The organism is Myroides sp. C1519, assembly GCF_038039755.1.
GTDB lineage: Bacteria > Bacteroidota > Bacteroidia > Flavobacteriales > Flavobacteriaceae > Flavobacterium > Flavobacterium phaeum_A.
In genome coordinates this window covers 21840-36548 of sequence record NZ_JBBPHM010000008.1, presented here as the reverse complement: position 1 = coordinate 36548, position 14709 = coordinate 21840, and the positions used below count along the sequence as shown (strand labels likewise).

Below are 14709 nucleotides of genomic sequence, written 5' to 3'. Positions count from 1 at the left end.
AGACATCAATATATGCGTGATACGAAAGACGTAAAACGAAAGACGTTGTTGTGGATAGACTGTATTAATGAATAGTAATTCGCCTCTAAATCAAGTAGAATGCGCTATTCAGTAACCACAATAGGGGTAGCGGTAAACGGTTAGCTGTTTACTGTAAACTAAATCAAATACGATAGGTACAGATGTAATCGAGGCGATTATCATCTTTAAATTTGAAGCCATCAGAGGCTATAGAGGTAAGAGTAACGGAAGTAAGATCAACAGTTCTCCAATCTGACAAGTAGTTTGAGTTAAACCACTTAGCTTTGATATTTGCCTTTTTCTCTTTCGCAATATCAACAGTTTGTGTTACTTCAATAGTAAGGTCAATGGTTGGTGAAACAACGCGCATTGGAGCGGGACAACACATCATGTTTGTCATGTCGTTGCTTGCTTTTTCCATATCCATAGAACAGCAAGACATATCGCTATCTCCACTCATATCCATTCCACAAGTCATCACGCTCTCAGTACAGCTCCAGTCAATAACCGGATTAGCCATAACAAGTACGGATAGGAATAAGAATAATATGGAAGCGTATTTCTTCATTGAACTTAATAGACTGATAAATAAAACGTCAGTGTTGCAAATGTACATTGTTTTGAATTGCAATGAAATATTTTTTTGAAAATATTAGGGATTAACATAAGGGAGTACAGTTGAAAGATGGGTAAGTAGCTTTACTGAGTTTTTCGCCAGACAAGGGGGAATCAGGTTGAGGTTTTTGCTCTAAAATAAGTAGTATAGTTGATTTGGGAAAGTAAAACAAAGTGTACTTGAGTGTTATGAATTAGTTGTTCGTTTTGTGATGTTTTTATCTCATTAAGACAAGGCAAAAAGAAGGAGGGAAGCTAAGTTGTTGATTGATAGAAAGTCAGTGTTTACAGGGGGTTTTGTTATGATAAAGTATTAAATTTTTTTAGAAAACTTTATGCTTTTTGCTCCTTTTCTTTTGTGACAAAACATGATTTTTTTCGGCAACTTATTTTTTAAATTTGCATACTTTATTTGCAAATCTGATTGGTTCCCCCAAGTGATCAATCATTTACTACAAGTGCAGTATCCGTTTTATGTGGTCAAAGAGCAACGTCTTTATCACTACTATAGTTAGGTTTTATTTTTTTGCCTTTATAGCAATAGTAAAAGGTGGTTTTCCTCCCCCAGGAATACGGTCTTTTGTTTTTGTTAGGCGAAGTGGGTCCTATATTTGAATAGTTAGTTGGTAAATAAAAAACTACTCCCCAGTAGTATCTCTTGTGTAGTACCATGTCAAATAGAGCTGTATGCGTGTTTTGTATTTAAGGTAATACTCCTTTAGTTGACAAACAGCTAATAGGGTGTGAAACATAGGAAACATAAACTAACAATGAAGAAAAAGTACTTATTAGGTGCAATGTTAATTAGCACTATGATGCTGTATGCACAAGAAACTCCTAAAAATGGAGAAACGCTAAAAAGCGTTGAAACGTTAAAAGTGGAAGAAGCTCCAAAAGCAGATGAAACACTTTTTGATGTGATTTTACCAACTCAAAAGGTAGAAAAAGAAGAGAAACCAAACAACATCAATGTGTTTTTGGACTCTAAATTTGAAAACAAAACAATTATCAACAGTAAAGAACCGAATGAGAGTGGTTTCCAAATTGCTCAAGCAAGGGTTTACTTAGAAGGTAACTACAAAAACAAGTTGAGATATTATTTGCGTTATAGACTAAACGAGTCTGTGGCTAAAAATGCGTTGGAATTAGCGTATTTTGATTATGATATCAATGATAAATGGACAGTTACTGTAGGTAAGCAATTCACAGCATGGGGGTCTTGGGATTTGTTATACAATGCGTCTGAATATTATATGTTTAGTAATGAGTTTAGCTCTTTAGAGTTATTCAGCTTAGGGGCAGCTGCAACATATAAAACAGCGGGACAAGCATTCAAATTACAAGTTATTTCTCAAGGGGAGCAGTTTACTGCTGAGAACTATAGAAACAAAGCTTATGCAGGACTATTCTTATGGGAAGGTGCTTTGTTTAATGACCACTTCAAAACGAGATATGGTTATGAGATTTTTCAACACGATTCTAAAAGATATTACAGCTGGGTAACTTTAGGTAACCAAGTTAATTTTGATAAAGTTGTTTTAGAATTAGACTGGATGTACGGTTTCCATAATTTAGCTGATAAGGAATTAACACCGTTTAGTGCTGATACAAAGGTTGCTTATGTAAAAGACAATGCAACTGTATTCTCTGCTAAATATCACTTCAAAAAGTTTACTCCTTATGTGAAAGCAATGTATAACTACCGCGAGGATTTAGACAACAATGTTGCTTATTCTTTAACAGGTATTTCTACTGCTTTGGAATACTACCCATTTGAGAAAGCTCCGTTTAAAACAATCCGTTTATACGCAGCTTACAACTACTTAAACTACAATTACCAAAAACACGAAGTTCGTCCATCTGACAAACATGAGCACCAAATTGCAGTAGGTATGCGTTGGAATGTTCCGTTCTTTTAGGTCGTAACTTGCAGTATTACTAAATGTTATATAAATGCTAAATATCAATCATCTCGTTTTTTAAATGCGTACTTTAGATGTATTAAATTTTTAAACATAGATGATATGGCAACGTTTAGTGAATTAGTTTTTGATGAAAAACTAAAGACGATGGAATTGATTACTGACTTATCCAAAGAAGCAGATCAAGTGTTGACAGCCAACATCGGTAAAATGATTGAGGCGGGTATGGATGTTCGATGCCAAGTAATGGCTACAACAACTACTGCAGAGGATTTGTACGTAGAAGGGTACAAAAAACAAGCTGGAGTGTATAAAGGATTATTACAATCTTACACTGAGCTAACAGCTACTCAATCTAATCACAATTAGGTAAACAATTATTATCGTAATTCTATAATTCATTAGGAGATGACTCATTTGAGCATCTCCTTTTTTTATTGATAGCATAAATTTATAACAGCGATATATAAAAGTGTATCTTGCTAAGAAATTAGTTACGTATAAATACTTGAAAAAGTAGGCTTTTAGTTAGGTGTCAAATCACAAGGTTGAAATAAATTATCTTATTAATGATGTGGAGTATAATTAGTATGAGAAATAAAGTTATAGCAGGGGGAATTATACTTCTATTTACTTCTTGTTTTTTAGATAAAGAATACTGCGAGAAGGTAAATAAGTTTACGGATGAAGATGACTACCAAATTATATTAAGTGAGAAGCCTTATAATACTTCTACAAATTTGGTGTTTCACTATGTAGTAAAAGGAAAAGAAGTAAGCACACAGAGAGATACTATATTGAAGTTATACCATTATCGTTGGCATGATTCTTTTGTCTTTTATTGGGATAAAGGCGACTCAATTGTAAAGCATAAAAATTCAAGGGTAACGGAAATACATAAAAAAGATACGGTGTATTTTATGGAATGGGATTGTGAAACACCTTTGATTAATGGAATGACCACAGACCAAGTTTCTCAAACAGGCAATTTTCGGATGCTGAAAGAAAAGTATTACCAAGAATATAGATAAAAAAAAGCCACTCAATCGAGTGGCTTTTGTGCTTTATGCTTTTACTGGATGTTCCTTTTTCAAGTAACATAACAAGTATAAAAGGTGACAACCTAATAAGGCATAACCAGTTAATACCATAATATCAATTGGAATTAAATTGGTAATTGCTGATATAATAAATGTAAGCAATAATTGTAATGAACCTAAAAGAGCAGAGGCAGAACCACTATTCGTAGTGAATGGTGCTAAAGCTAATTTAGTTGTAGTAGGGAATAACACTCCTAATGTTAATACAATGAAGAACAATGGAATTAATAACTCTACAATTGGCATTTGCATAATACACAAGACTAAGAATATAGCACTTACTACAATCCCAAAGAAAATAGTGTATTTCACAATTTGCTCAACAGTCCACCATCTTGCTAATACAGAGTTTGCTAACCACGCACCAGCTACTAAACCAATGGCGTTAAATGCGAAAATTGTACTGAACATACTTGATGATAATCCACCGTAATCCATGATAATAGAAGGAGCATTAGCTAAGTAAATCATCAAAATACTGTAAGTTAAACTACCGATTAATGTGTATTTAACGAATACGTTATTTTGCATAATCTCTTTAAAGTCAGCCATAATATTTGTAGCTTTCTTTTCTGTTTTAACCATCGTTTCTGGCATAAAGAAAATAACAGCAAGTAAACATATCATACCAATGATGAATAAGGTAACAAAAGCTGATTGCCATTCAAAATGACGAATAAGGAAGTTACCAAACACAGGGCCTATGATAGGTGCAATACCAGCAATAATTGCTAATAATGAGAAGATTTGCATACTTCTATCCGTGTCAAAGTACTCATTAACAACTGCTCTTGCAATTACAACACCTGCACATCCAGCGAATGCTTGAAAGAAACGGGCAATAAGGAATTGCTCTATCGTTTGTGAATAAATACAAGCAACTGTGGCAAGGATAAAAATCACAAGGGAAATAATAGTCGGCATCTTACGACCATACTTATCAGAGATAATTCCCCAAAATAGCTGTCCCGCAGCAAAACCTCCTAAGAAGGTAGAAATAGACATTTGTACTGATTTCATATCAGTCTTAAATGTTTCTGCAATTTTTAGAAAACCAGGTAAGTATAAGTCGATACTGAATGGCTCTAACGCAGAAAGAAGTGATAGTATAATAACCACCACAAGTTGAGTTCTTGTTAAATTCTTCATGTTGATGTTTAAAGTCGGCAAATGTACTCCCTTACATCAACCTACTCCTTACGATAAATGGAACTCAACTTGGACTTTTTTCACATTTGTACGAAATTCGATAGGGGTGAAGCCTGTGTTTTTTTTGAAAAAACGATTGAAATAGTTGACTTCACTGAACCCTAAGTCTGCTGAAATTTCGGATATGTTTAAGTCAGAATACCCTATTAAACGCTTAGCTTCAAGGAGTAAGCGGTATTGTAAGTGCTGACTCAATGTGGCATTAGTGGCATTCACTAATATCTCATTCATACGTTTGACAGATAATGCGATTTTTTGCGCATAAAAGTCGTTGCTACGCTCTTTGGTGTAGTTGTTCTCAATCATTTCAAGCAACTGAAAAACGCGTGTATCTTTAGGAGAATATGCGTCAGATAGTCGCTCTAAATCCTGAATGTGAATAAGTGAAAGCTCAAGGTACTTTTCTAACACTTCTGTACGCTTTTGTCCGTTCCACTCTAAAGCCACTAAGTTCAAAAGTGATTTAAAAAGAGAGACTTTGTCTTCCGAGACGTGAAAGTGTAACGGAGGAGGGAGTTTGAAAGTGTTTTCTTTAAGTTGATGGTGAATAATGCGGTTAAAGTAGTCTTTATCAATCGCCAAGTAATACCCTTTAATCCCAGTTGGGTCAAAGAATTGTACTTGTCCAGGGTAGATAATCCATATCTCCTGTGGTTTGATTGGGTACGATTGAAAGTCTATTTGTTGCTGACTATTCTCTACTTCAGTAAACCAGAAAATCTGATAAAAGTTGTATTGATAGTGGTAATCAAAGTCGAATAATTCAGTTGTATCCTCTATAGAATAAAGCTCAATGGGAATGTTTTTGTCAAACATTTGAACTTTGATAACCTTGTTTTGTGGCATTATTCTGTGTTTTTAGTGTTGTAAAAATACAAATTTTAAAACTTTTTTTGCCTTTGAAATTCTCCTTGCTTTTTGGTTGTTCAAAAAAACTCCTAACTACTTGTTAAAATAGGGGTTAGGGTGTAGTTCAGTAGTGTCTTTTTTTATTGAATATTTATTGGTTTTTGAAGCATAATTCGTGCTATTCGTTAAATAAAAGTGAAAATTTATTAGCGTATTGTAAAAAATGTTTTCTACATTTGTTTCAGATGTTAAAGCAAGGCAATACATATAATTCAATTTCTACACCAACAATCTTCGTTGGCGGCATTGCTATTGTATCTACATCATTAACGACATCTACATCGTCGTCATCGTCAACTTCTACCCCGTAAAGGGGTATCAATTAACATATCGCCCATTTGGTGGTTGTTTGCATATTTGTAAGCAGCCGGCATATCTTTTATCCTAATTCAACACAACACAAAATAATATTTATTATGAAAATAGTAAAATTCGGTGGGTCTTCTGTGGCCAATGCCGCCAATATATTGAGATGTATAAACATCGTTAAGAATAAAAAATCACCTGTAATTGTTGTCGTTTCTGCCTTGGGTGGCGTAACAGATTTACTGCAATTAGCTGCTAATCAGGCGTCAAAAAAAGAAGATGCTTATCACGAAAACTATGAGGTTATCGCTCATCGTCACCTGGATATTGTCCGTGAGTTGATTCCTGTAAACCAACAAGCGGGTATTTTAAGTAACGTTTTACGCAAATTAAATGAGCTTGAAACACTGCTACAAGGAGTGTTTTACTTAGGAGAATTATCATTGCAAACGAAGGATGTGATCTTGTCTTTTGGAGAGCGTTTATCGTCTTTCTTAATCGGAGAAGTGTTAATTGCACAAGGAGAAAATTGTTGTTCTGTCAACTGTCGTGAGTTGATCAAAACTAACAACCGCTTTGGTAAGGCAGCTGTTAATTTTGATGTAACAAACACAATAATCAGACAGTATTTCGCTAAAAATAATTGTGATTATTACATCGTTCCTGGTTTTGTAGCAGAGTCAGAAGATAAGTTTATTACAACTTTAGGACGTGGTGGTTCTGACTATACAGCGGCTATTATCGCGGCTGCTTTAGACTTGGAAGAAGTGGAGATTTGGACGGATGTAAGTGGAATTTACACAGCTAATCCAAAGATGGTGAAGCAGGCGCAAGTAATTGAGAATATCAACTTCCAAGAGGCAATGGAACTTTCTCACTTTGGAGCTAAAGTATTGTATCCATCGGCATTGGAACCTATTTTACCTAAGAATATTACCATGCTTATCAAAAATACTTTTGACCCTGAAGCCAAAGGAAGTGTAGTAAGCAACAAAGCACATGATGAGGGATGTAATCCAATTCGCGGAATTAGTAATATTGATAAAATTGCCTTGCTAACATTAGAAGGACCAGGAATGGTTGGAGTTGTTGGTATTGCAAGAAGGCTGTTTGAAGTACTATCTCACAACGAAATAAATGTAATCTTCATTACACAAGCCTCGTCAGAACACTCTATTTGTTTTGCAATTGCAGAGGGAGAAGCAATGGTAGCAGAACGTTTAATTAACGAGGTTTTCCAGTTTGAAATCCAACAAGGAAAAGTTAAGCCAATAGCAGTAGAGTTTGATTTATCTATTGTGGCTATTGTTGGTGATAAAATAAAAGGTCATCAAGGATTAAGTGGTAAGATGTTAAGTGTATTAGGACGTAATAACGTCAATATCTGTGCAATTGCACAAGGGGCGTCTGAGCGTAATATTTCAGTTGTTATTTCTCATAAAGATGTAAAGAAAGCATTGAATACACTACACGAAGCGTTCTTTGAAGAGGCGGTAGTTCAGTTGAACTTATTCGTAATGGGTGTTGGAAACGTAGGTGGTAAGTTCTTAGAGCAAATTGAACATCAGTACGCTTATCTGAAAAATAACTTGAAGATTAATGTTCGCGTGGTTGGGATGGCAAATTCTAAGAAGATGCTTTTCAATGAAGAGGGGATTGACCTGACAGACTATAAAGATGATTTAGCAAATGGAGTACCTGCAAGCCAAGAGGCGTTCTTAGAACAAATCAAAGTGTTGAATATGCGTAATAGTGTTTTTGTTGACAATACAGCAAATGCTGAGGTAGCAATGACTTATGCGTCTTATTTGAGAAATAGTATTGCAGTGGTTACTTGTAATAAAGTGGCGTGTTCTTCTGACTATGCGTACTACAAATTACTAAGAGACTTATCTCGTAAATACAACGCTCCTTTCTTATATGAAACAAACGTGGGTGCGGGATTACCAATTATAGATACACTGAAAAATTTAGTGGCATCAGGAGATAGAGTGAAAGAAATTCAAGCTGTATTAAGTGGTAGTTTGAACTTCATCTTTAACAATTTCGATGGGAAGTTGCCTTTTGACCAAATTGTTCATCAAGCACAAGTGGAAGGATACACTGAGCCCAATCCAAAGATTGATTTAAGTGGAATTGACGTATTGCGCAAGTTGCTTATTTTGATGAGAGAGAGTGGTTATGTCGTAGAGGAAAAAGACATTGCTGTTGATTCGTTCTTGCCAGAAGCGTGTTTGAAAGCAGAAACAGTAGAGGAGTTTTACCAATCTATGAAAGACAACGCAGCTCACTTTGAGGCATTGTACAACAAGGCACAAGAACAAGAAGCGCGTTTGAAGTTTGTGGCTACGTATAAAGACGGAAGTGCCAAAGTAGGTTTGCAATTTATCGATAAAGAACACCCTTTCTACAATTTGGAAGGGAAAGACAATATTGTGTTGTTCTTTACAGACCGTTATCAAGAGCAACCACTGTTAATCAAAGGGGCCGGAGCAGGGGCAGCAGTTACTGCTTCAGGAATTTTTGCAGATGTAATACGAATTGGAAATAAATTGAATTAGTTATGGAAGTTATAAAAATATTTTGTCCGGCTACAATCGCCAACTTATCTTGTGGATTTGATGTGTTAGGAGTATGCTTGGACAGCGTTGGAGATGAAATGATTATTGAAAAACGCGCAGAAAAAGGAATTAGAATTAAAGAAATAATCGGAGCAGATTTACCCTTGGCAGTTGAGGAAAACGTAGCTGGTGTAGCAGGATTAGCTTTGTTGGAAAAGTTGCAACCTGACTTTGGTTTTGACATCACAATCTATAAAAATATAAAGGCAGGAAGTGGTATCGGAAGTAGTGCTGCAAGTGCTGCTGGTGCGGTTTACGGAATAAACGCTTTGTGTGGTTATCCGTTGACTAACCTTGAATTGATTGAATATGCAATGCAAGGAGAAGCATTGGCAAGTGGTGCGGCACACGCAGATAATGTTGCCCCTGCTTTGTTAGGTGGTTTTGCATTCATCCGCAGTTACGAACCATTAGATATCATTGCAATTGAAGCTCCTGAGGAGTTGTATGCTACTGTGATTCACCCGCAAATTGAGTTAAAGACAAAAGATTCTCGATCTGTGTTAAAGCAAACTGTGCCTTTGAGAAAAGCAGTGGTACAATGTGAAACCTTGGGGGACTTGTCAGCGGGTTGTTTTTAAAGGATTATGAGCTTATTGGTCGTTCTTTACACGATGAGTTTGTAGAACCAATGCGTTCATTGCTTATTCCAAATTTTGACAAGTTGAAACAAGCAGCTTATGACAATGGTGCTTTAGGAGGTGGTATTTCAGGTGCCGGACCATCAATGTTTGCCTTGTCAAGAGGTAGAGAAGCTGCAGAGCGAGTGGCGGCGGCGATGAAAGAAGTAGTTGCTAATGCTGATTATGAGAATGAAATACATATTTCGGCTATTAATCCAATGGGTATAAAAGAATTGAAATGAGATATTACAGCATAACAAATCCAGAGTTGCAAGCGTCTTTTAAAGAAGCGGCAATCAGTGGAATAGCTCCTGATAGAGGATTGTATTTCTCAATAGAGATTCCAAAGTTAGACAAGGAATTTATCGACACTATAGAAAATTATAGTAATCACGAAATAGCTTACAAAGTTATCAAGCCTTTTATGGGAGATGAGATGAGTGATGAAGCACTGAAGCAATTGGTAGCAGAAACGTTGTGTTTCGACTTCCCAATTGTTGAAGTAGAAGAAGATGTTGCAAGTTTAGAGTTATACCATGGTCCAACTTTAGCATTTAAAGATGTTGGAGCTCGTTTTATGTCGCGTTGTTTACAAGCCTTTACGAAAGAAGAAAATAAGAATATTACAGTATTAGTGGCAACTTCTGGTGATACAGGAGGGGCAGTAGCTAATGGTTTTTACGGAGTGAATGGGGTTGAGGTTGTTATCCTTTATCCTTCTGGAAAGGTGAGTAGTATTCAAGAAAAACAGTTGACTACATTAGGAGGAAATATCCGCGCTGTGGAGGTTAATGGTAGTTTTGACGATTGTCAGGAGATGGTTAAAACAGCTTTCTTAGACCAAGAGTTGAAAGATTGTAATTTAACTTCTGCCAATTCGATTAACGTGGCGCGTTGGTTGCCACAGATGTTTTACTATTTCTTTGCCTATAAAGCATTGAAAGGCAAAGGAAAACCGATAGTGGTTACTGTGCCAAGTGGTAATTTTGGTAATATCTGTGCGGGAATGTTAGCACAGCGAATGGGCTTGCCAATAGCACATTTTGTGGCGGCTACAAATATAAATGATACAGTGCCTCGTTTTATGAAAACGCAGGATTACAAGCCTAATAAAACACAAGAAACAATTTCAAATGCAATGGATGTAAGTAATCCGAGCAACTTTATTAGAATATTTGAGTTGTTTGAAAGGCAATATGGAAGCCTATCTAACGTTTTCTCTTCATATTCTTTTGATGATATGCAGACAAAAGCTACGTTGAAAAAGGTATATGAAGAGCGAGGGTATTTATTAGATCCTCACGGAGCTGTAGGGTATTTAGGACTAACACAGTTTATGGCGCAACACAAAGGATATACAGGGGTGTTTTTAGAAACTGCCCATCCTGTAAAATTCCCTGAAAGCATTGAGCAAACATTGGGTATTGAAATTCCTGTACCAGAGGCTCTAAAACCGTTAATGACAAAAGAAAAACAATCAGTTGTCATCAACACATACAATGAATTAAAGCAATACTTGTTAGAGTAGATTTCAGAATAAACATTTTTTAGCAGTAAAAAAGGGCGAAGTAATTCGCCCTTTTTTTGTTTTATGAAACTCTACAACGTTGTAGTGTATCGTATTTCTTATCAAGGTTCTCTTTTTTCAAGTTTATATGGCGTTGCACTGCATACGCCATTACATATATCGATTATATAATCTGAATTTTATATTCATATAAATACAACATCTCCAAAACATTTTAATAATACATTTCTTTTCAAAACCTTCCTTTTTCCTATATTCGCGAAAACGATATATATGATTACAGCAGACTTCTCAGATTTAGGTTTTACCTTTTGTGGTAAAGAATTATCTTTTCCTTTTCACATTGACGAATTACACGCATTATTAGGAAACTCCGAATTGTTTACTGGGGAGTACAACGATGTATATATATGGAATTTTTTGGGTATTCGCGCCTTTTCAAAAGTTGACCAATTGGTAGATGCATTAGAATTAACTTGCCAAATAGATGACTACGAAGGAGCTATTCAATCTACATTTACAGGACAATTGAGTATGAAAGGTGAGGCAGACCCCGTAAAATACTATAACGAACACACAGCAGAGCGCGTTAAATTGTGGGACACCGACACTTCAGGTGCTTTTGTATTTAATGATACTTCAGTTTGGTACAGCTTGCGCGATGGATATTTGTATGCATTAAGTATTCAACAATACGTGAAACAAGAAGTGCCAGTAGTTGAGTTATTGCCAATGGATGAGGGATATGAGTATTTACAAGCAGTTTGGAGCGATTGGTTGACGGGGATCAGCAAGGTGGTGAAGAGTGATAATAAATACTACAACCTGACACATGGGATTACAAAAGAGCAGTTTGACCAAGTAAGCGAAGAACTGGAAGGAGTTGTGTTACCTGCGGTTTTAGTGAACTTTTACAAAGCGAATAATGTAAAGTGGAATGCTGTTACTTCGGCGTTTAGCCTACATGCAAATGGATGGGATTACGACTTACTGCCGTTTGACCGTATTGGTGATGCATGGGAAAATGTGAACGGACTATTAGGCGATGAGGATGTAGATGTAGACCTATTAGCTAAATACTCCGATAAAGTTAAAGCCACAGGATATGCTAATCCTAAGTGGATTCCGTTTGCAGAAGGTCGTAATGGTGATTTTCTTTTAATAGACACTGATCCGTCTGACAAAGGCGATTACGGACAAATAGTTGAACTACAAAACGAAGCGTGGGAACGTACGGTTGTTGCTGGTTCTTTAGAAGAGTTGATTTACAGAGAAATAGGCTCACTCGAACAAGGAGGAACAGAAAAGTATATGTTTATCGTAGAGCACGGTGCTTTTTAGAGATTACAAGTCGTTTCTTAATATTCTTACCATTTATCGACTGCTATTGAAATAAATTGGGTAATTTTAGAATTACACCAATAGACTACTTATGCCTACTACTATTCACAAAGGGCGATATACTAACAATAGTGATATCATCTGTACATTTGATGGAAAAAACCTCTATAAAGGCCGTTATAACAATATGAGCGATCAGCTTTTTTTGTTTGATGGGAAGCATATTTACAAAGGGCGTTATACCAATATGAGTGATGTACTCTATACGTATGACGGAAAGCATCTTTATAAAGGAAGATATACCAATATGAGTGATATTTTGTACACTTTTGATGGAAAGCATATTTATAAAGGGCGCTATAACAATATGAGTGATATTCTCTATACTTTTGATGGGAAACACCTCTATAAAGGAAGATATACGAATATGAGTGATATTTTATACACTGTAGATGGTAGTTTTCCAATGCCACTTTGGATAGTAGTGATTTAGCATAACAACCTTACAAAATATAAATAAATGACAACAGACCAATTTCAGGCAATTATTCTGCTTTTGGACAATCTATTCTTAAGCCCTAAGAAGTATTCACGCACTTCATTTGCTGACGCTTTAGAGGATAAAGGATTACCTTTTAAACCAAGTTTTATCACTAAAGTACTGAGTAAAACCCGCGATTTAGGAATCAATATCGTACATAGTCATCTTGAAGGATGTTATCAGTTAGATACAGATGACAACCAAGAAGAAATGCTGTTGAACTACCAAAATATAAAGAACATCATTAGTTTGGAACAATTTAGCCAAAAGGTGTTAGACGATCCTATTTTATTTCGCTATGTACAGTTTGGACATCGCGTTAGAGGGAAAGGTTATGCCTATTTGCCCCTTTGTTTGGAGGCAATTTTGACCAAGCGAAAATTGCAAATTGTCTACGAATCGTTTAAAGATGACAAACCGACTACTTATATTATAGAACCATTATTTGTCAAGGAATATCTCAATCGTTGGTACATTATTACAAGAACGTTAGCCAATCGTGATCACAATATTTTTGCTTTAGACCGCATTCACGACTTAGAGATTACTCAAAAGGAGTTTACGCTGACAGAAGTAGATAGCTTTGCGATGTTTGACAATACGATTGGTATTGACCAACGCGGAGAAATTAGCTATGTGCGCTTGAAGTGTGATCAAAGTGCAATTAACTACATACGCACTTTGCCTTGGCACGACTCGTTCAAAGAGGAAGAAATAACCGCTGACTACATGATATTCTCTATTACAGTTAGGTTAAATCACGAATTAGAAAGTTTACTCATTTCGTACGGAAGCGCGATTGAAGTGTTAGAACCTGTAGAGTTGCGCACCAACATTAAAAATAAACTGCAAAAAGCCTTGAATAGATACGTTTAGTTATAGATGTTTCGCTTTACAACATTGACTGTGTTATTTTAGAAATATGAGAGAAACGGAGTTGTTTTCTCAATGGAAATTATAAACAATTGAAGCAGTTAATTATGAGTAATACAGCATTAAACCAGAAACGTACAAAAACAATAGTAGAGAGTAAATACTTTGCAACAAAGCAAGCGTTTGAAAGTTGTTGTGATGTTGTGCAAAAGAATGTAGAGAACGGAGCGATAAGCGTTGGGAGTGTTGATCTTGCGGCATTTTTGAAAAAAATAAAAGCCTTGCATTCTACACTTGAGTTCAGCAATAGTAAATCACCTAAAGCTATTTTAGTAGATAGAATGACGTTTTACACTGCTTTAGACGTGCCACACAATCCAGATGCGCAAGCAATTGTATTTTTATACGAAAATGAAGACAAAACTTACTATATAGCGTTGGAGTAAGCATAGAAAAACACATTAAAAGAAAAGAATTGCACATACAAAAAACCTTAGTTTATTTTCACGGGTATGGTTCAAACAGACAATCGCGTAAATTTCTAAACCTTCAATCAGCAATGAAAGAGGTTGAAATGATTGCCTTTGAGTGGACTCCCGATACCAATTTTAAAGACTATATGAACATTGCTTTTGCAGCCGTTGCCAACACACAAGAGGTAATCGTTGTAGGAGATTCAGCAGGAGCAAACTTTGCTTATCAGTTGAGAGAAATGCGTCAAACACACGGTTTAAAGACGATATTAGTCTTAACGAGTCCGCTTTTGAACTATACAAACCAACTTCGCGTCCCCGTTCCAATTACCGATAATTTACAAAATGCATTGGTTGTTATTCCACAAGTTAGCGATGCCTTGCTATTGTTAGCTAAAAACGATGAAGTACTTGACTTCACCCAATATGATATTTATAATCAACCAAATACCGTTGTGGTTTATGTTGACGATAACCATCAATTAGAGCGTTTTGAAGCCTATATAGGGTATATAAAAGCTTATATAGGAGAACAGGAAACCCACTAATTACGTGTTGAAATTCAGTAGTTGCTGTAAATAAACTCCCTTCAAAAGCTTAAAACCCTTGATATCTGTTGTAACTTTG

The 14709-nt window shown here is 35.9% G+C and carries 14 protein-coding genes and 1 pseudogene; 11 read left to right on the top strand and 4 right to left on the bottom strand.

Annotated elements, in window-relative coordinates; all coding sequences use genetic code 11:
• Positions 1-163: 163 nt before the first annotated feature.
• Entirely contained in the window at positions 164-637 is a 474-nt protein-coding gene (locus AABL81_RS06295) for a hypothetical protein (protein ID WP_341340607.1), read from the bottom strand.
• 769 nt (positions 638-1406) lie between these two features.
• Here AABL81_RS06295 and AABL81_RS06290 point away from each other — a divergent pair.
• The 3 genes from AABL81_RS06290 to AABL81_RS06280 all read left to right on the top strand — a co-directional run bounded on the left by AABL81_RS06290 (position 1407) and on the right by AABL81_RS06280 (position 3589).
• On the top strand, positions 1407-2555 hold the full coding sequence (locus tag AABL81_RS06290; RefSeq protein ID WP_341340606.1) for a porin: 1149 nt from the start codon (positions 1407-1409) through the stop codon (positions 2553-2555).
• 105 nt (positions 2556-2660) lie between these two features.
• The gene (locus AABL81_RS06285) at positions 2661-2927 is read left to right on the top strand and encodes a hypothetical protein (RefSeq protein WP_158211092.1); all 267 of its coding nucleotides are present in this window, start codon (positions 2661-2663) and stop codon (positions 2925-2927) included.
• A gap of 221 nt (positions 2928-3148) precedes the next feature.
• Entirely contained in the window at positions 3149-3589 is a 441-nt protein-coding gene (locus tag AABL81_RS06280; RefSeq protein ID WP_341340605.1) for a hypothetical protein, read from the top strand.
• Between the two features lie 33 nt (positions 3590-3622).
• On the opposite strand, the gene AABL81_RS06275 is transcribed toward AABL81_RS06280, so the two are convergent.
• From AABL81_RS06275 to AABL81_RS06265, 3 genes are all read right to left on the bottom strand, one after another.
• The gene (locus AABL81_RS06275) at positions 3623-4807 is read right to left on the bottom strand and encodes a multidrug effflux MFS transporter (RefSeq protein ID WP_158211090.1); all 1185 of its coding nucleotides are present in this window, start codon (positions 4805-4807) and stop codon (positions 3623-3625) included.
• A 48-nt stretch (positions 4808-4855) separates the two neighbouring features.
• Positions 4856-5713, bottom strand: a complete 858-nt coding sequence (locus AABL81_RS06270) for a helix-turn-helix domain-containing protein (RefSeq protein ID WP_341340604.1) — start codon at positions 5711-5713, stop codon at positions 4856-4858.
• 244 nt (positions 5714-5957) lie between these two features.
• A complete protein-coding gene (locus AABL81_RS06265) occupies positions 5958-6098 on the bottom strand; it encodes a hypothetical protein (RefSeq protein ID WP_158211088.1) in 141 nt (46 codons plus the stop codon).
• Between the two features lie 94 nt (positions 6099-6192).
• Here AABL81_RS06265 and thrA point away from each other — a divergent pair, with 94 nt between their 5' ends.
• From thrA to AABL81_RS06225, 8 genes and pseudogenes are all read left to right on the top strand, one after another.
• Entirely contained in the window at positions 6193-8643 is a 2451-nt protein-coding gene (gene thrA / locus AABL81_RS06260; protein WP_341340603.1) for a bifunctional aspartate kinase/homoserine dehydrogenase I, read from the top strand.
• A 2-nt stretch (positions 8644-8645) separates the two neighbouring features.
• Positions 8646-9568 (top strand): annotated as a pseudogene (locus AABL81_RS06255) (homoserine kinase).
• Positions 9565-10854 carry a threonine synthase gene (thrC, locus tag AABL81_RS06250; protein WP_341340602.1) on the top strand — a complete coding sequence of 430 codons (1290 nt, stop codon included), beginning with the start codon at positions 9565-9567 and terminating at the stop codon, positions 10852-10854. The pseudogene AABL81_RS06255 and the gene thrC overlap by 4 nt, the downstream one beginning before the upstream one ends.
• A gap of 273 nt (positions 10855-11127) precedes the next feature.
• Positions 11128-12195 carry an SMI1/KNR4 family protein gene (locus AABL81_RS06245; protein WP_341340601.1) on the top strand — a complete coding sequence of 356 codons (1068 nt, stop codon included), beginning with the start codon at positions 11128-11130 and terminating at the stop codon, positions 12193-12195.
• A gap of 91 nt (positions 12196-12286) precedes the next feature.
• Entirely contained in the window at positions 12287-12688 is a 402-nt protein-coding gene (locus AABL81_RS06240) for a hypothetical protein (RefSeq protein WP_341340600.1), read from the top strand.
• Between the two features lie 27 nt (positions 12689-12715).
• On the top strand, positions 12716-13612 hold the full coding sequence (locus AABL81_RS06235) for a WYL domain-containing protein (protein ID WP_341340599.1): 897 nt from the start codon (positions 12716-12718) through the stop codon (positions 13610-13612).
• 104 nt (positions 13613-13716) lie between these two features.
• Entirely contained in the window at positions 13717-14055 is a 339-nt protein-coding gene (locus AABL81_RS06230; protein ID WP_341340598.1) for a hypothetical protein, read from the top strand.
• A gap of 29 nt (positions 14056-14084) precedes the next feature.
• Positions 14085-14630, top strand: a complete 546-nt coding sequence (locus AABL81_RS06225) for a YqiA/YcfP family alpha/beta fold hydrolase (protein WP_341340597.1) — start codon at positions 14085-14087, stop codon at positions 14628-14630.
• Positions 14631-14709: the final 79 nt, after the last annotated feature.

What these genes read in the sequence shown, in the direction of transcription:
- AABL81_RS06295 (WP_341340607.1), bottom strand. Translation starts at nt 637, where the DNA reads ATGTACATTTGCAACACTGACGTTTTATTTATCAGTCTATTAAGTTCA.
- AABL81_RS06290 (WP_341340606.1), top strand. Translation starts at nt 1,407, where the DNA reads ATGAAGAAAAAGTACTTATTAGGTGCAATGTTAATTAGCACTATGATG.
- AABL81_RS06285 (WP_158211092.1), top strand. Translation starts at nt 2,661, where the DNA reads ATGGCAACGTTTAGTGAATTAGTTTTTGATGAAAAACTAAAGACGATG.
- AABL81_RS06280 (WP_341340605.1), top strand. Translation starts at nt 3,149, where the DNA reads ATGAGAAATAAAGTTATAGCAGGGGGAATTATACTTCTATTTACTTCT.
- AABL81_RS06275 (WP_158211090.1), bottom strand. Translation starts at nt 4,807, where the DNA reads ATGAAGAATTTAACAAGAACTCAACTTGTGGTGGTTATTATACTATCA.
- AABL81_RS06270 (WP_341340604.1), bottom strand. Translation starts at nt 5,713, where the DNA reads ATGCCACAAAACAAGGTTATCAAAGTTCAAATGTTTGACAAAAACATT.
- thrA (WP_341340603.1), top strand. Translation starts at nt 6,193, where the DNA reads ATGAAAATAGTAAAATTCGGTGGGTCTTCTGTGGCCAATGCCGCCAAT.
- thrC (WP_341340602.1), top strand. Translation starts at nt 9,565, where the DNA reads ATGAGATATTACAGCATAACAAATCCAGAGTTGCAAGCGTCTTTTAAA.
- AABL81_RS06245 (WP_341340601.1), top strand. Translation starts at nt 11,128, where the DNA reads ATGATTACAGCAGACTTCTCAGATTTAGGTTTTACCTTTTGTGGTAAA.
- AABL81_RS06240 (WP_341340600.1), top strand. Translation starts at nt 12,287, where the DNA reads ATGCCTACTACTATTCACAAAGGGCGATATACTAACAATAGTGATATC.
- AABL81_RS06235 (WP_341340599.1), top strand. Translation starts at nt 12,716, where the DNA reads ATGACAACAGACCAATTTCAGGCAATTATTCTGCTTTTGGACAATCTA.
- AABL81_RS06230 (WP_341340598.1), top strand. Translation starts at nt 13,717, where the DNA reads ATGAGTAATACAGCATTAAACCAGAAACGTACAAAAACAATAGTAGAG.